Below are 17,701 nucleotides of genomic sequence, written 5' to 3' on the forward strand. Positions count from 1 at the left end.
CCCATGCGCTGGACTCGGGCCGCGGTGACGGCCGCGACACTGTCGATCATGCTCGCGGGTTGTGGGGCGGGACCGTCGGATCGGCCCGTCGTCGCCGTCGAGCGTCCCGGCGCCGGTGGCGCGCAGACCGAGGCGCCCGCGGCACCCGAACTCGCCAAGGCCGAGGTGCCGAAGACCGAGCTGGCCTGGAAGGACTGCACCGCGTCCACCCTGGGTTCGCTGGACCTGGGCCCCGGCCCGGCGGGCCTGGTGCTCGAATGCGCCGACTTCGCGACTCCGATCGACACGGCGGGCACCGTCCTCGGCACCTTCCGGGCCGGCGCGCTGCGTGCTCGCCTGCCGCAGACCCCCGCCGACGCCGCGCCGCTGGTGCTCACCTCCGGTGCCGACCGGTCCTCGACCGCCACCCTGGCCGGGCTCGCCGTCGGTCCCAACACCGCGCTGCTGGCGGCGCAGCCGATCGTGGCCGTCGACCGGCGCGGGATCGGCGCCTCCCAGCCGATCGACTGCATTCCCGCCCAGCTGCGGGCCGTGATGACCGATCTCGGCCAGTTCGGCGTCGGCAGCAAGGACCAGGTCGGCGCGGTCGCCGGCTACAGCCAGGACGCCACCATCGCCTGCCGCGACTTCCTGCAGCCCTACGAGGGCACCTTCGACGCACCCCACGCCGCCGACGACATCGAGCAGCTGCGCAAGCAGTGGCAGGTCGACAAGATCAACCTGGTCGGCACCGGCAACGGCGGCAAGGTGGCGCTGAGCTACGCCCGCCGCTACGGCGACCACGTCGCCCGGCTGGTGCTCGACTCCCCCGAACCGGTCGGCGCGGACGCGACGACGATGGCCGAGGCCGCCGTCACCGGCGCCGAGGCCGCCCTGACCGCCTTCGCGCAGCGCTGCCGGGCCGCCAACTGCGCGCTCGGCACGGATCCGCGCGCGACGGTGACCGGCCTGATGACCAAGGCGGGCGCGGGCGAGCTGGGCGACATCTCCGCCGCCGACCTCTCGACGGCCCTCACCGGCTTCCTGTCCAGCCCGCGCGGCGACCAGGCCACCCGGGTGACCGCGCTGGCCGACGTCCTCGCCGCCGCCGACCGCGGCGACCGCGCGCCGCTGGCCGCGCTGGTCGCCCGCGAATCCGCGGCGATCGCCTCCGACGGCGAGTTCGTGAACCGGTGCACCGACAGCCAGCAGCCGCCCACCCCGGACAAGGCTCGCGAGCTCGCCGAGACGTGGGCCGGCAAATATCCGGTTTTCGGCCGGACCGCCGCCATCGACCTGATGGTCTGCTCGGCCTGGCCGGTGTCGACCGCGCCGCCGCTGCCGTCCGAACTCGACCTGCCGGTCCTGGTGTTCGCCGGCGCGGCCGATCCGGTCGTCGGCAGTGCCGCCGGGTCGGTGACCGGCGCGCTCGGCTCGGCGGGAGCCCGGCACGCCACGATGACCTGGCAGGGCTGGGGCCATCCGGTGATCGCGCACTCCGGGTGCGCGCAGAAGGCCGTCACCGACTACCTGGCCGAGGCGAAATTGCCCGCCGACGGCGGCGCCTGCCCGGCCTGATCGGGCGCGCGGGGAGCCCGCGTTCCGGCGCGTCGGACGGGTCCGGCGACACCATCGCTACCCGATCCGGTGTACCGTGCCCCAGTGTTGTTCCGACAGCTCGAGCCCCGTACCGCTCGCACCTCCGCCGAGGTGATCAAGTTCGCGCTCTGGCCGTTCGCGGTCATGACGGTGCTGAACCGCGTGTTCATCAAGGCGATCAACGGCTTCGTCACCGACGACTACCGACCGGTCTACAACGCCTCGTTCGAGTTCCTGAACGGCAGGCCGCTGTACACGGCCGATTTCTCGTCGGTCGACCCGCACTACCTCTACTACCCGAGCGGAACGCTGCTGATCGCGCCGGTCGCGGTCATCGAGTACGAACTGTCGCGCTGGCTGTTCATCGGCCTCAACGCCGTCGCGATCCTCATCGCCTGGTACCTGCTGCTTCGCCTGTTCAAATTCGGGCTCGGGTCGATCGCCGCGCCCGCCCTGCTGCTGGCGATGTTCGCCTCCGAGACGGTGACCAACACGCTGGTGTTCACCAATGTCAACGGTTGCCTGCTGCTGGCGGAGATGGCGTTCATCCACCTGCTGCTGCGGCGGCGGGATCTGTGGGCCGGTGTCGCCCTCGGGCTGAGCATCGCGGTGAAACCGACGCTGGCGCCGCTGCTGCTCGTGGCCGCGGCGCGCGGCCAGTGGAAGGTCTTCATCACCGCGTTCGGTGTGCCGCTGACGCTCACCGCGATCGCCTGGCCGCTGTCGGCGGATCCGGAGAAGTTCTTCACCCGGGTCGTGCCCTACCTGGCCGAGACGCGCGACTACTTCAACAGCTCCATCGGCGGCAACGGCGCCTACTACGGCCTGCCGCACTGGCTGATCCTGGTGGTCCAGGCCGTGATGGCCGTGCTCGTGCTGGTGACGCTGTGGCTGCTGTGGCGCTACTACCGCGACGACGAGCTGTTTTTCGTCACCACGTCCTCCGGTGTGCTGCTCACGGCGTCGTTCCTGCTGCTCTCGCTGGGGCAGATGTACTACTCGATGATGCTGTTCCCGTTCCTGATGTCGGTGGTGCTGCGCAATTCGGTGCTGCGCAACTGGCCCGCCTGGCTGGCGATCTTCGGGTTCATGACCTACGACAAGTGGCTCTCGGATCGCTGGCAGAGCATCGGCCGTTCACTCGAGTACCTGCGGGTGACCTTCGGCTGGGGCCTGCTGCTGGTCGTCGTGTTCTGCGTGCTGGGTGACCGATACCTGGCCGCGCGCCGCGAGGGCAGGCTGCGGTTCGGGATCGACCCGGCGTGGATGGCCTCCGCGCCCGACTCCCGCGACGGCGCCGACGAGCCGAAGCCGGTCGCCGGGACCGCGCCCGCGCCGGACTCCGACGAGGACCCGGTGACGCCGGAGGAGCCCGCCGGCGACCGCGAACCCGCGCTGAAATAGGCGACGGCCGGTGCCGTGACGCGACGCTCGCGGCGCGCACCGGCCGAAACCATTAGCGTGGAGTGATGAGTTCCGATACTTCGTTGCCCACGCCGCGCATCCAGCTGACGCCGCAGCAGTGGCGGGCGAAACTGGATCCGCAGGAATACGCCGTACTCCGCGAGGCCGCCACCGAGCGGCCGTTCGTCGGCGAGTACACCGACACCAAGACCGAAGGCGTGTACACCTGCCGCGCCTGCGACGCCGAATTGTTCCGCAGCACCGAGAAATTCGACTCGCACTGCGGGTGGCCGTCGTTCTTCGACCCCGCCGATTCCGACGCGGTGATCCTGCGCGCCGACGACTCCCTCGGCATGCGCCGGGTGGAGGTGCTCTGCGCCAACTGCCACAGCCACCTCGGCCACGTCTTCGAGGGCGAGGGCTACCCCACCCCCACCGACCAGCGGTACTGCATCAACTCGATCGCGCTGCGCCTGCAACCGACCGCGGAATGAGCGAAGGGCCCGGTCGGTGACCGGGCCTTCGTGTTCTCACGGCAGTGCGGTGATCAGTTTCTCGATCTCCACCCGCGGGCCGGTGAAGAACGGGATCTCCTCGCGCACGTGCAGCCGGGCCTCGGTGGCGCGCAGGTCACGCATGAGGTCGACGATGCGGTGCAGTTCGGGCGCCTCGAAGGCGAGGATCCACTCGTAGTCGCCCAGCGCCATCGAGCTGACGGTGTTGGCGCGCACGTCCGGGTAGCCGCGCGCGGCCTTGCCGTGGTCGGCCAGCATCTTGCGACGCTCCTCGTCGGGCAGCAGGTACCACTCGTAGGAGCGCACGAACGGGTACACGCAGATGTAGTCGCCCGGGTCCTCCCCGGCGAGGAACGCCGGGATGTGGCTCTTGTTGAACTCGGCGGGGCGGTGCACCGCGACATTGCTCCACACCGGCGCGCTGGCCCGGCCGAGCTCGGTGGTGCGGCGGAAGTCGGCGTAGGCGGCCTGCAGGTCCTCGACGCGCTCGGCGTGGGTCCACAGCATGAAGTCGGCGTCGGCGCGCAGCCCGGCCACGTCGTAGATGCCGCGCAGCACGATGCCCTTGTCGGCGAGACCGTCGAAGAAGGCCTGCGCCTCCTTGATCGCCGCTGCCCGGTCGTCGCCGAGCACGCCCGGCTGCACCTGGAACACCGAGAACATCAGGTAGCGGATGGTGGAGTTGAGGGCCTGATAGTCGAGTCGCGCCATGGTTCCTATCGTGCCACTGTCGTGCCGGTCAGCTCGTGGTGGGCCGGTCCGTGCGCCACGGCCGGTGTTCGTCGGTGCCGAAGATCGAGACGACAGCGCTGACCCGATCGGCATGGAATTCGACCGGACCGAGGTCGGGGTCGAGGTAGAGGATGCGGTCCGAGGGCGCGTCGGCGGAGGTCACAGCGAGCGATCATGCCCGATCGCTATCACCACGACCTCCGGACACGCCGGGCTCACACCGGGCAGCTCAGTGCCTGCCAGTCGGTGGGCGTGAACTGTTCGAGGTGAATACGTCGCGCCGGGATACCCACGGCGGTCAGCTGGGCACGCACAGCGTCGAGGAAACCCGTTGCGCCGCAGAGATAGAACTCGGCGCCGGGCGCGAGCGTGACCTGGGTCGGATCCAGCCGACCCAGGTGCGCGCCCGGCGTGGGTTCGGCGTACCAGAGGTCGAGGCTCGCGGCGCCCAGCCGGCCGATCAGTGCCCGCGTGCGCTCACGCAGCGGATGTGTGCGCGGCGCCTGATCGGCGTGCAGGACCTGTACCGGGCGGTCCGGATTCCGGGCCGCGAGATGTTCCAGGACGCCGACCATCGGGGTGCTGCCGATGCCCGCCGAGATGAGCACGAGCGGGGTGGCGGCGTCGGTGTCGACGGTGAGATCGCCGAAGGGCAGGGTGATCTCGAGGTCGTCGCCGGCGTGGACGGTGTCGTGCAGGTGGTTGGACACCTCACCGGCCGGGCAGCCCGCCGCGGGCCGCACGCGCTTGACGGCGAATTCGAGCACTCCCCCGCCCGGCGCGTTGACGAGGCTGTACTGCCGCAGCTGGCGTGCGCCGTCGGGCAGCCGTACACCGACCGAGATGTATTGCCCCGGCAGGAAATCCGGCAGCGCAGCGTCCCCGTCCGGCGCGGCGACCGTGAAGACGGCCGTGCCCGCGGCATCGTCGGCGCGCTCGGTCACGGTGACCCGCCGGAAGACGTCGCCGGGTTCGACGCCCGCGCCGACGTAGAGCTGTTTCTCCAGGTCGATGAGCGCGTCGGCCATCATCCAGTACACCGTGTCCCAGGCCGCGGCGACCGGCGCGGTGACCACGTCGGCGCCGAGCACCGCCACGATCGCGGCGAACAGGTTGTCGTGCACCACCTGGTACTGGTCGGGGGTGATGCCGAGGGAGGCGTGCTTGTGGCCGATGCGCGCCAGCAGCTCGGTGGGATGTGGCAGCGCCGGGTCGACCAGGTAGCCGGCGAAGGTGGCGATCGACGCCGCGAGCGCGCGCTGCTGGCTCCCCTGGGCCTGGTTGCCGCGGTTGAACAGGTCACGGCGCAGCGCCGGGTGGTTGTCGAAGAGCGTCGCGTAGAACGTGCTGGTGATCCGGTCGATGTTCGCGCCGATCAGCGGGAGGGTCGCGCGTACGGTCTCGGCCTCGGCCGGGGTGAGTTCGGGGGCGCCGCGACGAACGGGTGTGGTCATCATTCACTCCTGGGGATTCCCGGTGCCCGCGCGCGGGTGCGCGAGCAGCTGCAGCAAACGCCCGGCGGGACCGGCGACCAGGTCGGCGACGACGTAGCGATCGAGTTCGGCGTAGAACGCCGCCTTCGCCTCGGCGAGAAGCTTGCGCAACCGGCACGCCGCGATGAGGGGGCACGGGTGTTCGCCGGTGCACTCGACGATCTCGCGGTCGCCCTCGAGGTCGCGCACCAGCGTGCCGAGGCCGATCTCACGGCCCGCCGCGGTGAGCGTCAGGCCACCCATCCGGCCACGCTGGGCCTCGACCAGCCCCATCGCCACCAGGCGGGCGATGGCTTTGGACGTGTGCCGTGGCGAGGCGCCGACCTGACGGGCGATGATCCCGGTCGTGATCCGGCCGCCCGTGTCGTCACCGGCGGCCAGCCGCATGACGGCCCGCAACGCGATGTCGGTCGAGGGCGAGAGCTGCATGACGTCGACACTATCGGCGCGAACGCGGGTTTCCGATGCCGTGGCACGGTGCGATCAATTACGTCCGCGCGTGCATGTTTTCGGTCACCGCGAACCTTCCGCAACCGGGCGGGTCGGCCCGAGGACAGAAGATTTCCACTGCGCAGACCCGGAGGCTCCGGCCGCGCGCGGCGCCCTGGCGCGGCGCAGGCTGCTCTCGGTGATCAGTCGACGCGGGCGCTCAGCGCGGTGGCGACGCGCTCGGCCGCCGCGGTGCCGGTGGCGACGCAGGCGGGGACGCCGACACCGTGCAGGTAGGCGCCCGCCACGGCGAGGCCGTCCAGTGCCTCGACGGCCGACTCGATGGTCGCGACGCGGTCGGCGTGGCCGGGGGCGTATTGGGGCAGGCCACCCGGCCAGCGCTGGACGGTCGACTGGACAGGGTTGATCGGGACGCCGGTCACCGTGGACAGGTCGGCGACGGCGGCAGCGATGAGGTCGTCGTCTGACCAGGTCAGTGGCGAGTCGTCACCGAAGCGGCCGAAGGAGGCGCGCACCAGCGCCACGTCGCGGGCGGCGAGGTGTGGCCACTTGCGGCTGGAGAGCGTGAAAGCCTTGGCGCGCAAGGGTTCTCCGGTGGCGACGAGGATGCCGGAGTTGTCGGGCAGCGCGGTGTCGCACGGCAGCGCCATGGCGACGAGCGCCGAGGACGACAGGGCGATGCCCGCGGCGGCTTCGGCGGCGGACGGGGCCACGTGGTGCAGGAGGCGGGCGGTCACCGGCGCGGGGGTGGCGACGACGACGGCGTCGACGAGCCCGAGCGGATCGACCACCCAGCCGCGCGGTGCGCGCGCGACCCGGGTACCTGCCAGTGTGGTGATCACGCGGGGCGCGGCCGCCACGGTCAGGGCGGCGAGCAGGGCGCCGTAGCCGTCGCGCAGGCCGCCGAAGACCGGCTCGGTGCTCGGCGCGGGCATGGCCGCGCGCACGGCCTCGGTGAGGCTCGCCGCGCCGCGATCCAGGGCCGCGGCGAGGGTGGGCAACGCGGCCCTGACGCCGATCGACGCGCTGGTCCCGGCGTACACCCCGCCCAGCAGCGGGTCGACACTGCGCTCGACGACCTGTTGCCCGAAGCGGTCGGCGACCAGGCTCTGCACGTCGACGTCGGCGCCCGGTTCCCAGCGCAGCGGCCGTTCCGGTTCGGCGGCGACCTGCGCGAGGGTCGCCTCGTCGACGAGCCCGCGCAGCGATTCGGCATCGGACGGGATACCCATCAGGGTGCGCCCCGGCAGCGGGTGCGCCGCACCCTGGGCCCAGACCAGTGGCCGCTTGCCCGCGGGCCGCACCAGCTGATCGGCCAGGCCGAGTTCGGCCATCAGCTCGATCACCTCGGGCCTGCGCCCGACGAAGGCCTCGGCCCCGAGATCCACCGGCTCCCCGGCCAATTCACCCGTGTGCAGCACCCCGCCGACGCGCGCGCCCTGCTCCAGCACCACGATGTCGACCTCGGCGCCGAGACGCTGCCGCACCCGATACGCCGCGACGAGCCCGCTGATACCACCACCGATGACCGCGATCCGCATGCCTCGACCGTAGTCGCGCAGAGCTCGGGGCCGAAGCGCGCACCTGGGGGATGTCGCCCGGATCACCACTCGCGCCATACGCGTCGTTCGGGGAACAGCTGCCGTCCCCCGGCCGGCGGCGCAGGCCACCGCAGGCGCCCCACCGCGCGACCCGTCCGCGGCGTGCGGCGCGCCACCTCGGTGTGCGTCGATCAACCTCCGGCATCGCGGCCACGACAGTGTCCCGGCCGCATCGAACGCGCCGCAGTGCGTGAGCCCGTCGCGGGCGGGCGTGTCGAACTACAGCGAATGCACCAGGTCGACGAGGGCGGTCAGGACGCCCGGATCGGTGTCGGGCAGCACGCCGTGACCGAGGTTGAAGATGTGGCCGCTCGCGCCGAGGGTGATCGCCTCGTCGGCTTCGCGCACGATGCGGCGCGTCTCCGCCTCGACCGCGTCGAATCCGGCGAACAGGATCGCGGGATCGAGGTTGCCCTGCAAACCCTTTCCCGCGCCGACCCGGCGCACCGCCTCGGTGAGCGGCACCCGCCAGTCCACGCCGACCACGTCGGCGCCCGCCTCCCCCATCGCGCCGAGCAACTCGCCGGTGCCGACGCCGAAGTGGATGCGCGGCACACCGGCCGCGGCCACCTCGGCGAAGACGCGCTCCGAATGCGGCAGCACGTATTCGCGGTAGTCGGCCAGCGACAGCGCCCCCGCCCACGAGTCGAACAGCTGCACCGCGTCGACCCCGGCGGCCAGCTGGGCCTGGAGGAAGGCGATGGTGATGTCGGTGAGCGCGCCGAGCAGGGCGTGCCAGGTCTTCGGGTCGGCGTGCATCATCGCCTTGGTGCGCTCGTGATGCTTGCTCGGCCCGCCCTCCACGAGATAGGAGGCCAGGGTGAAGGGGGCGCCGGCGAAACCGATGAGCGGGGTGTCGCCGAGCGCGGCGGTGAGCAGACGCACGCCCTCGGTGACCGCGCCGACCTCCTCCGGCCGCAACCGTGGCAGGGCGCGCACGTCGGCTTCGGTCCGTACCGGCGAGGCGACCACGGGACCGACACCGGGCACGATGTCGAGGTCGATCCCCGCCGCCTTGAGCGGAACGACGATGTCGGAGAACAGGATCGCCGCGTCGACGCCGTGGCGGCGGATCGGCTGCATGGTGATCTCACACACCAGCTCCGGGTCGAAGCACGATTCGAGCATGCCGATGCCCTTGCGCAGCTCCCGGTATTCCGGCAGCGAGCGCCCGGCCTGACGCATGAACCAGACCGGTCGCCTGCTCGGCGTCGCGCCGGTGGCGGCGGCCAGGAAGGGGGCATCGGTCAACCGGCGGCGGGTGTATGTGCTCATCATCGTTCATCCTAAGCGGACACCGACACGACCTCCGGCACGCACCTCGCCACCCGCCGGAACACGCGACCACCACACCCACGGGCGTCGACGCCTCCCGAATAGTCCCGGATGTCCGAGACGTCTCCTGCCATCGCACAGGGTGCATCGCGTCGACGCCGAGAATGCGCTCTGCGCAACGCAGCCCGCACGCAAACGCGGTTGGCGGCGCGCCTCCGCCCGCGCCGCAGGGCGACGGTCTACCGTTGCTCCTCGTGACACCGCTCGACATCCGCGACGGCGCCGCACCGACCGGGGGAACGCCCCGCGAGCCTGCTTCTTTCCGGGCGGCGGTCGATGCGATGGGCACCGCAACAGTGCACCCTCGAATCGAGCTGGCGCCTATCCGTCCCCCGCAACGGTTGGCGCCGTTCTCCTATGCGCTCGGAGCGGAGGTCACGCACCCCGACAGCGCCGTGGTACCGATCGACTCCGAAGGCGACGCCTTCGGCAGGCTGATCCTGTTGCACGACCCCGACGGCGACGAGGCCTGGCACGGCGTGTTCCGGCTCGTGGCCTACATCCAGGCCGACATCGACGCCGCGCTCGCCGCCGACCCGCTGCTGCCCGAGGTGGCGTGGAGTTGGCTGGTCGACTCGCTGGAATCGCGCGGCGAACCGTTCACCGCGCTCGGCGGCACGGTCACCGCCACCAGTTCGGTCCGCTACGGCGACATCGCGGGCCCGCCGCGCGCCCATCAGCTGGAGCTGCGCGCGTCGTGGACGGCCATGAACACCGAGATGCGCCGCCATGTGGAAGCGTTCTGTGAGGTGCTGGCCTTCGCCGCCGGATTGCCGCCCGCCGGGATCACTCATTTGCGACCGGAGTCGTATACCCGCACCGATCGCCCCTGACCGCCACGTAGAGTTCACGGTTATGCCGGTCGCCGAGGAACCAACCGCAGCAGAGCCCCTGCTCGCCCCCGCCGAGGGGGTTCCACCTGTGCTGGCGACCGCCGACGAGGTCGCCGCGGCCGCCACCGCGATCGCCGCGGGCACCGGCCCGCTGGCCGTCGATGCCGAACGCGCGTCCGGCTTCCGCTACTCGGCCCGCGCCTACCTGATCCAGCTGCGGCGCGCGGGCGCCGGGTCCTTCCTCATCGACCCTATCCCGGTCACCGACGCGCTCACCCCGCTGGCCGAGGTGATCAACGACCTGGAGTGGGTCCTGCACTCCGCCGATCAGGACCTGCCCGGGCTGGCCGAGCTCGGCCTGCGCCCGGCCCGCCTGTTCGACACCGAACTCGGCGGCCGCCTGGCCGGCTACGAGCGCGTCGGGTTGGCCGCCATGGTGGAGAACCTGCTCGGGCGCTCGCTGCGCAAGGGCCACGGCGCCGCCGACTGGTCGACCCGCCCGCTGCCCGACGAGTGGCTCAACTACGCCGCGCTCGATGTGGAACTGCTGCTCGAGCTGCGCGACACCGTCGCCGCCGACCTCACCGAGCAGGGCAAGATCGACTGGGCCGCCGAGGAATTCGAGCACGTCCGCACCATGGACCCGCCCACGCCGAAGGCCGACCGGTGGCGGCGCACCTCCGGCATCCACACCCTGCGCCGCCCGCGTCAGCTGGCCATCGTGCGGGAGCTGTGGACGGCCCGCGACGAGCTCGCCCGCGCCCGCGATGTGGCGCCCGCGCGCATCCTGCCCGACTCCGCCATCGTCGCCGCGGCGACCGGCGAGCCCCGCAGCATCGCCCAGCTGCGCACCCTGCCGGTCTTCGGCGGGCCACGCCAGCGCCGCTACTCACGCGACTGGCTCGCCGCGGTCGAGCGGGGCCGCACCCTGCCGGACAAGGAACTCCCGCCGCTCACGCTGCCCTTCGACGGCCCACCCCCGGCCAACCGCTGGGAACGCCGCGATCCGGCGGCCGCGGCGCGGCTGTCGACCGCCCGCGCGGCCATGGGGGAACTGTCCACCGAGTACGCCATCCCGGTGGAGAACCTGCTCTCCCCCGATCTCGTCCGCCGCCTGTGCTGGGACGGGCTGCCGGACTACGCCGACGTCGGCGAGCCCGACCAGCTCTCGGCCACCATCGAGGCGTTCCTGCGCGCCGGTGGTGCGCGATCCTGGCAGCGCCGTCTCGCGGTGCCCGCGCTGACCAAAGCGCTCACGCCCGCCAACAGCTGACCGCACGGCTCGACCCCGCCGCCGGGAGGCCGGGGCAGGGTCGAGGCGCGGGGCGCGGGGCGGAACTATGGGGCGGGAGCCTGGTGTGCCTGTTCCACGAACCGGTTGGTGTAGGTGGCCGCGAGATCGATGCGCTCGCGCACCGGTGCCACGTTGCGGGAGTACTGGCCGAGGATGCGCAGGACGTTCTGGGCACCTTCGGGTTTCATCAGCCCGTCTCCGTTGAACATCCCGATCGAGTCGCGGATCGACCGCACGTAGAGCGCCGGATCGCTGCCCGCGTACTGCGAGGGCATCGTCGCGGCGATCTCCTCGGGGCTGTGCGTGTCGATCCAGCGCAGGGTCTGGACGAAGGCGGCGGCCAGTTTCCGCACGATCTCCGGATGCGCCGCGACGGTGTCGCACTTCATGTACAGCGAGGAGGCGGGATACAGGCCGCCGAGCGCGGCCCGCGTCCCTTCCTCGTTGCGCATGTCGGTGAGGATGCGCGCGTCACCGGACTCGACCATCTTCGCCACCGTGGGATCGGTCGTCATGCCCGCGTCGATCCCGTCGTGGTTCATGCCCGCGATGAAGGTCTGACCGGCGCCGACCTTGACGCGGGTGTAGTCCGAGGTGCTCAGACCCGCCTGCCCGGCCAGCGCCTGGGTGAGGAAGTCGGTCGACGAGCCGAGCGAGGTGACGCCCAGTTTGCGGCCGCGGAAGTCGGCGGGTGAGCGGATATCGGCGGCGTCGGCCGTCGAGACCAGCTCGACCTCCCCCGGCACGTCGGCGAACTGGACGACCGTCTGGAGGCACTGATCCTTGGCCTGCAGGTCGATGGTGTGATCGTAGAAGCCGACCACCGCCTGCACATCTCCGGTGAGCAGCGCGGTCTCGGCGCTGGCGCCGGACTGTTCACCGAGCAGCTTCACGTCGATGTCGTTGGCCTCGAAGGCGCCGAGTTGCTGGGCGAGCATGGCGGGCAGGTAGATCACCTTCTCCAAGCCGCCGACCATGATGGTGATCTGCGGCCTGCCGTCGGCCATCGGGATCGAGCGCGAGTCGCGACAGCCGGTGGCCAGCAGCAGCGAGCTGATGGCGAGCAGGGCCACGGCGAAGGGCTTGCGGTATCTCATCGTCTACACCCCGTGTCCCGACTGTGCCTGCGAGGGACGCCATTTCAGCAGGCGGTTCTCGGCGAAGCCGATCAGCCATTCGGCCATCAACGCGACCACGGTGATGATGATCATGCCCGCGTAGATGCCCGCCGCGTCGAAGGTGCCCTGCGCGTTGGAGATCAGCAGACCCAAACCCTTGCTGGCCCCGGCGTATTCACCGACGACCGCGCCGATCAGCGCGAACCCGAACGCGGTGTGCAGGCTCGACAGGATCCAGGTGGTGGCACTGGGCAAGACGATCGAGCCGAGGATCTGCCGCCTGCTCGCGCCGAGGATGCGGGCATTGTTGATGACATTGCCGTCGACTTCCCTGGCACCGGTGAATGCGTTGAAGAACACCGCGAAGAACACCAGCACCACCACGGTCGCGACCTTGGACGACAGCCCGAGGCCGAACCAGATGATGAACAGCGAGGCGAGCACGATGCGCGGAACCGCGTTGAGCGCCTTGATGAACGGGGCGAGCACATCGGCCCAGTAGCGGCTGCGGCCCAGCAGCGTGCCGAGCACGATGCCGGCGACGGTGCCGATCACGAAGCCGAGCACGGCCTCCTGCACCGTGGTGAAGATCTGCAGCCAAATCGACCCGAATTGGGTGCCCTCGGTGAACCATTCGACCAGCCGGTCGAAGATGAGCGAAGGCTTGGAGTAGAAGAAGGGGTCGATCCACACGCTGGCGACCAGCTCCCACGAGCCGAGCCACAGCGCCACCAGGGCGGCCCGCAGCCCCCACACCCGCAGCTTGGACCTGCGCTGCTTCGCTTTGACCCTGGCCAGGATCTGATCCTCGGACTCCGCTTCGACCTCCGGCGCGGTGACGGCGATCTTGTCCATCGTCTCAAGCGACACGGGTCGCTCCCTTCGTGCGAGCCGCCTCGACCTGATCGCGCAGCGTTTCCCAGATTTCCCGGTAGAGGTCGCGGAATTCCTCGGTGAGGCGCACCTCTTCGACATCGCGCGGCCGTTCGAGGGTGACGCGGAAGTCGCCGCACACCGTCGCGGGGCCCGCGGTCATCACCACGACGCGGTCGGCGAGGGCGATCGCCTCCTCCAGATCGTGGGTCACGAAGATCACCGCCGCGTCGGTGCCCGCCCACACCCGCAGCAGTTCGTCCTGCATGAGCTGGCGGGTCTGCACGTCGAGCGCGCTGAACGGCTCATCCATGAGCAGGATCTCGGGCTCGTTCACCAGCGTCTGAGCCAGCGCGACGCGCTTGCGCATGCCGCCGGACAGCTGATGCGGGTAGTAGTCCTCGAATCCGGCGAGGCCGACGATGCGCACCCATTCGGCGGCCTTCGCCTTGGCGGCGGCCTTCGACTCGCCCCGGAAGCGGGGCCCGAGCGCGACATTGTCGAGGACGCTGCGCCAGGGCAGCACCGCGTCCTGCTGGAACATGTAGCCGATGCCGTCGGGGATGCCGTCGACATCCTTGCCGCGCACCAGGGTCCGGCCCGCCGAGGTGGGTTCCAGCCCCGACACCAGCGACAGGGTGGTGGACTTGCCGCATCCGGTCGGGCCGACCACGGCGACGAATTCGCCCGCGGCCACGGTGAAGTCGATGTCCTTCACCGCGGTGTGGATGCCACCGTCGGTCCCGGGGAAGCGTTTGGTCGCGCCCCGGAGTTCGATGAGTGGATTGCTCATTGTTGCTCCTGTGTCCGTCGCCGCTCGAGGTGTGATGTGCGGCCGCTACCGAAAGATAAGTGGGCTGGATCACAGGCCGCGCGCTTGTGCGCACAACCAGCGCAAGCGGCGATTCGCGGGTTGTGCGCATTGTGCTCAGCGCCACGACGGGTGCCTACACTGAGCCGGTGAGGCTGTTCCCCCGGGGCGTCCGGCTGCGGACGCAGATCGTGTTGCTGCAGGTCGCGCTGGTCGCGCTGATCCTGGGGCTCGCCTTCGGGGTGTTCGCCTACCTCAGCGATCAGCGGCTCACGGCCGAGTACGGGCAGCGGGCGCTGGCGATCGCGCGGACCGTCGCCAGCGACCCGGTGGTGCGCGCGGAGGTCACCCGGTACGCGGCGCTGCCGCTCGCGGGCGGACCCGCCCTGCGTACCGAACTCGCGGCGGGCGAGCTCGAGCGGACCGCGGAGGCGGCGCGGCAGCGCACCGCCGCGTTGTTCGTGGTGATCACCGACGACGCGGGGTTGCGGCTGGCCCACCCCGATCCGGCCCGGCTGGGCGAGAAGGTCAGCACCGATCCGTCCCAGGCGCTGGGCGGGGCCGAGGTGGTGATCAGAGAGCAGGGCACACTCGGGGATTCGGTGCGCGCGAAAGTGCCCGTGCGCGAACCGGGTTCGGATCGCGTCGTCGGGGAGGTGAGCGTCGGCATCTCGACCGAGGCCGTGGGCGAGCAGTTGACCCGGGACCTGAGCCGGGCCGGGCTGCTGGTGCTCGGCGCGCTGCTCGCCGGGATCGCGGGCTCGGTGCTGCTGGCCAGGCGCTGGCACGAACTCACCCTCGGTCTGCAACCGGCGGAACTGGCCGAACTGGTCCGCGAGCAGGATGTGGTGCTGCACGGCATCGGGATCGGCGTGGTCGCGGTGGACGCGCGCCGGCGGACGACGGTGATCAACGACGAGGCCAGGGCCCTGCTCGGCATCGGCGGCGAGTCGGGGGTGCCCGTCGAGGCGATCGGCTTGACCCCGCGCGTGCTCGAGGTGTTCCGCGCCGCCGACGGTCAGCCGGTGCAGGCGGCGGTCGGTGACCGGATCGTGGTGGTCACCGCGCGCACCGTCAGCCGGGACGGGCGCGCGCTGGGCGCGGTGCTCGACGTGCGCGACCGCACCGACGTGGAATCGCTGACCCGCCAGCTCGACGCGGTCCGTTCGATGAGCACCGTGCTGCGCGCCCAGCGCCACGAGTTCGCCAACCGGCTGCACCTGCTCAGCGGCCTGCTGCACGGCGACCGGCCCGACGAGGCCGCGCGCTACGTCGACGAACTGCTCGGCTCCGGCCCCCTCGGCGCCGCCATGCCGGGCATCGATGCCGTCCGCGACCCGTACCTGCAGGCCTTCCTCGCCGCGAAGGCCGCCCACGCCAGGGAGCGCGGCGTCGCGCTGCGACTCGGCCCGAACACCTGGGTCGACGCGAATCTGCTCGCCCCGGTGGACGTCACGACCGTGCTGGGCAACCTGCTCGACAACGCGATCGACGCGGCGCGCGATCCGCGCCCGGCAGCCGGCACCGCCGCGACGACATCCCTGGCGAGCGGGACACTCTCAGCCGTCCCCGAACTCCCGACGACATCACCGGCAAACAGCACACCCTCGGCAGCGCCCGAACTCCCGGCGGGATCCTCCGCGAGCGGCGCAGCTTCGGCCGCTGGTCTGCCTGCGGCATCCGGCGGCGACGTCGGGTCCGCTGATGGCCGGCACGGTGTCGGCGCGGAGCACACCGCGCGCGGAGTCGTGGAAGTAGAACTGGTGCAGGAGGATTCGACCTTGCACATCACCGTGGCGGACGACGGGGCCGGGGTGTCGCCGGATCTGACCGCGACCTTGTTCACCGAGGGCGTGTCGACCAAGCCGGGGGTGGGGGTGCCGGGTGGGCGCGGGGTCGGGCTCGCGTTGGCGCGGCAGGTCGCGCGGGCGCTCGGCGGGGACGTGTGGTTGGCCTCGGCCGGGGCGCCGGGCCGGGAACTGACCGGGGCGGAATTCATCGCGCGCCTCCCGGGTGTGCTGAGCGAAGGAGATTGCGCGTGAGCGAGTTCCGCGTGCTCGTCGTCGACGACGACTTCCGGGTGGCGAACCTGCACGCCGGTATCGTCGGCGCGCTCCCGGGGTTCACGGTCGGGGCCGTGGTGAACACGGTCGCCGGTGCGCGGCAGGCCCTCGCCGCGGACGAATTCGAGCTGGCGCTGGTTGATGTGTACCTGCCGGACGGGTCGGGGATCGAGCTGGTCCGCGAATTGCGCTGCGACGCCATGATGTTGACCGCCGCCACCGAGTCGGCGACGGTTCGCGCCGCCGCGGCCGCGGGGGCCCTGGCCTACCTGGTGAAGCCGTTCGATCACACCGTGCTGGCCGCCCGGCTGGCCGGGTACGCGCGCTACCGCCGCATCCTGTCCGCGCCGGAGATCGGCGCCCGCGATGTCGACGCCGCCTGGGAGGCGTTGCGGCCGAGCACGCCCGCCGCCGAACGGACGACCACCGCGTCCTCCTCCCCCACCCGCGAGCTGGTACTCCGCGCGGTCCACGCGGCGTCCGCGCCGCTGTCGGCGGGCGAGATCGCCGCCGCCATCGGGATCTCCCGCGCGACCGCCCAGCGCTATCTCGCCGCCCTCTGCACCACGGGCGACCTGCGAATGCGCTTGCGCTACGGCGCGACCGGCCGTCCCGAACAGGAGTACTCGCCGGCCCGCGGCACGCCCTGATCGGGCCGGCCCGGTGGCCGGCCTTCCGCAGGCCGGGAGCCTGACCCGAAAATCGGTCGACCACGGCACCTCCTCGACGGTAGCGTCGGCACGCCCCGTCACCGTCGAGAGGACCGCCGTGCTCGAAGCCGAGATCGCCGCCAACCGTGCGAACTGGGACGACCGCGCCGAGGTGCACGCGCGCTCGCGGATGTACGACGTCGACGCCTTCCTGGCCGACCCGGCCGCGGTCTCGACCGTCGTCCGCAACGACCTCGCGGTGCTGGCGCCCCACCTGCCCGAGACCGGGATCGTGGGCCGATCGCTGCTGCATCTGCAATGCCACATCGGGACCGACACGGTGTCCTGGGCGCGGCTCGGCGCCGTCGAGGTGCACGGGCTCGACCTCTCCCCGAACTCGTTGCGGCACGCCACGCGCATCGCCGCGGCCGACGGCCGCGACATCACCTGGGTCGAGGGCGACGCGCGCTTCGCCTCGACACTGATCGACCGCCGCTTCGACACCATCGTGACGAGTGCGGGAACGATCGTCTGGCTGCCGGAACTCACCGCGTGGGCGCGCTCGATCCGCGACCTGCTCGCGCCCGGCGGCCTGTTCGTGCTCCGCGACGACCATCCGATCCTGGGCGCGATGGATTTCGAGCCGTGGGAGATCAGCGACGACTACCTCGCGGGCGGCGGGGTGCGCACCTATTCCGACAGCGCGACCTACACCGAGGACTCCGAGGGGACGATCGCGCACACGACCAATCACGAATGGCGGCACGACCTGGGTGAGATCGTCGGCGCGCTGTTGTCGGCCGGGCTCGTCGTCGAGGCGCTCCACGAGCTGCCGTACATGGATTGGCCCGCGTTTCCCGACCTCGTCGCCTGCGAGCAGGGTTGGACCCTGGCCGCGGGGAAACCGCGGATCCCGCTCAACTTCGCCGTCGTGGCCCGCCGTCCGTAGCG

At 71.4% G+C, this 17,701-nt stretch carries 17 protein-coding genes; 8 read left to right on the forward strand and 9 right to left on the reverse strand.

Translation table 11 applies throughout. From position 1 onward, the window contains the following. The first annotated feature begins 3 nt into the window (after nucleotides 1-3). The 3 genes from QH270_RS29355 to msrB all read left to right on the forward strand — a co-directional run bounded on the left by QH270_RS29355 (nucleotide 4) and on the right by msrB (nucleotide 3,476). The gene (locus QH270_RS29355; RefSeq protein ID WP_280347441.1) at nucleotides 4-1,557 is read left to right on the forward strand and encodes an alpha/beta hydrolase; all 1,554 of its coding nucleotides are present in this window, start codon (nucleotides 4-6) and stop codon (nucleotides 1,555-1,557) included. 84 nt (nucleotides 1,558-1,641) lie between these two features. Further along, a complete protein-coding gene (locus QH270_RS29360; protein ID WP_280347442.1) occupies nucleotides 1,642-2,982 on the forward strand; it encodes a glycosyltransferase family 87 protein in 1,341 nt (446 codons plus the stop codon). Between the two features lie 65 nt (nucleotides 2,983-3,047). Next, nucleotides 3,048-3,476 (forward strand): peptide-methionine (R)-S-oxide reductase MsrB, encoded by a 429-nt coding sequence (msrB, locus tag QH270_RS29365; protein WP_280347444.1) that lies wholly within the window; start codon nucleotides 3,048-3,050, stop codon nucleotides 3,474-3,476. A gap of 36 nt (nucleotides 3,477-3,512) precedes the next feature. On the opposite strand, the gene hemQ is transcribed toward msrB, so the two are convergent. From hemQ to hemE, 6 genes are all read right to left on the reverse strand, one after another. Further along, a complete protein-coding gene (hemQ, locus tag QH270_RS29370; protein ID WP_280347446.1) occupies nucleotides 3,513-4,208 on the reverse strand; it encodes a hydrogen peroxide-dependent heme synthase in 696 nt (231 codons plus the stop codon). 28 nt (nucleotides 4,209-4,236) lie between these two features. After that, on the reverse strand, nucleotides 4,237-4,392 hold the full coding sequence (locus QH270_RS29375; protein ID WP_280347448.1) for a hypothetical protein: 156 nt from the start codon (nucleotides 4,390-4,392) through the stop codon (nucleotides 4,237-4,239). A gap of 52 nt (nucleotides 4,393-4,444) precedes the next feature. Further along, complete coding sequence (locus QH270_RS29380; RefSeq protein WP_280347450.1) at nucleotides 4,445-5,683, reverse strand: globin domain-containing protein; 1,239 nt, start codon at nucleotides 5,681-5,683, stop codon at nucleotides 4,445-4,447. A 3-nt stretch (nucleotides 5,684-5,686) separates the two neighbouring features. After that, nucleotides 5,687-6,151, reverse strand: coding sequence for an RrF2 family transcriptional regulator (locus tag QH270_RS29385; protein WP_280347451.1), 465 nt, complete (start codon nucleotides 6,149-6,151; stop codon nucleotides 5,687-5,689). Nucleotides 6,152-6,354: 203 nt separating this feature from the next. Then, on the reverse strand, nucleotides 6,355-7,713 hold the full coding sequence (locus QH270_RS29390) for a protoporphyrinogen oxidase (protein WP_280347453.1): 1,359 nt from the start codon (nucleotides 7,711-7,713) through the stop codon (nucleotides 6,355-6,357). 279 nt (nucleotides 7,714-7,992) lie between these two features. Then, nucleotides 7,993-9,048 (reverse strand): uroporphyrinogen decarboxylase, encoded by a 1,056-nt coding sequence (hemE, locus tag QH270_RS29395; RefSeq protein ID WP_280347455.1) that lies wholly within the window; start codon nucleotides 9,046-9,048, stop codon nucleotides 7,993-7,995. Nucleotides 9,049-9,389: 341 nt separating this feature from the next. On the opposite strand from hemE, the gene QH270_RS29400 reads away from it, so the two are divergent. Together QH270_RS29400 and QH270_RS29405 are read left to right on the forward strand one after the other, a co-directional pair. Further along, on the forward strand, nucleotides 9,390-9,941 hold the full coding sequence (locus QH270_RS29400; protein WP_233001424.1) for a DUF3000 domain-containing protein: 552 nt from the start codon (nucleotides 9,390-9,392) through the stop codon (nucleotides 9,939-9,941). 22 nt (nucleotides 9,942-9,963) lie between these two features. Further along, the gene (locus QH270_RS29405; RefSeq protein WP_280347457.1) at nucleotides 9,964-11,214 is read left to right on the forward strand and encodes a ribonuclease D; all 1,251 of its coding nucleotides are present in this window, start codon (nucleotides 9,964-9,966) and stop codon (nucleotides 11,212-11,214) included. A 65-nt stretch (nucleotides 11,215-11,279) separates the two neighbouring features. Here the strand turns inward: QH270_RS29405 and QH270_RS29410 are convergent, their stop codons facing one another. From QH270_RS29410 to QH270_RS29420, 3 genes are read right to left on the reverse strand one after another with little or no spacing between them, the layout of a single operon-like run. After that, a complete protein-coding gene (locus QH270_RS29410) occupies nucleotides 11,280-12,332 on the reverse strand; it encodes an ABC transporter substrate-binding protein (protein WP_280347459.1) in 1,053 nt (350 codons plus the stop codon). Between the two features lie 3 nt (nucleotides 12,333-12,335). Continuing rightward, nucleotides 12,336-13,223: an ABC transporter permease gene (locus QH270_RS29415; RefSeq protein WP_280347460.1), complete on the reverse strand. Its 888-nt coding sequence runs from the start codon at nucleotides 13,221-13,223 to the stop codon at nucleotides 12,336-12,338. Next, the gene (locus QH270_RS29420) at nucleotides 13,213-14,019 is read right to left on the reverse strand and encodes an ABC transporter ATP-binding protein (protein ID WP_280347462.1); all 807 of its coding nucleotides are present in this window, start codon (nucleotides 14,017-14,019) and stop codon (nucleotides 13,213-13,215) included. Before QH270_RS29420 ends, QH270_RS29415 begins: the two co-directional genes overlap by 11 nt. A 167-nt stretch (nucleotides 14,020-14,186) precedes the next feature. Here QH270_RS29420 and QH270_RS29425 point away from each other — a divergent pair, with 167 nt between their 5' ends. From QH270_RS29425 to QH270_RS29435, 3 genes are all read left to right on the forward strand, one after another. Next, nucleotides 14,187-16,079 carry an ATP-binding protein gene (locus QH270_RS29425; RefSeq protein WP_280347464.1) on the forward strand — a complete coding sequence of 631 codons (1,893 nt, stop codon included), beginning with the start codon at nucleotides 14,187-14,189 and terminating at the stop codon, nucleotides 16,077-16,079. Beyond that, the gene (locus QH270_RS29430) at nucleotides 16,070-16,750 is read left to right on the forward strand and encodes a response regulator (RefSeq protein WP_280347466.1); all 681 of its coding nucleotides are present in this window, start codon (nucleotides 16,070-16,072) and stop codon (nucleotides 16,748-16,750) included. Before QH270_RS29425 ends, QH270_RS29430 begins: the two co-directional genes overlap by 10 nt. Nucleotides 16,751-16,868: 118 nt before the next feature. Beyond that, nucleotides 16,869-17,699, forward strand: coding sequence for a class I SAM-dependent methyltransferase (locus tag QH270_RS29435; RefSeq protein ID WP_280347556.1), 831 nt, complete (start codon nucleotides 16,869-16,871; stop codon nucleotides 17,697-17,699). Nucleotides 17,700-17,701 lie beyond the last annotated feature (2 nt).

The sequence above is a fragment of the Nocardia neocaledoniensis genome (assembly GCF_029868625.1).
In the GTDB taxonomy this organism is placed as follows: Bacteria; Actinomycetota; Actinomycetes; order Mycobacteriales; family Mycobacteriaceae; genus Nocardia; species Nocardia neocaledoniensis_A.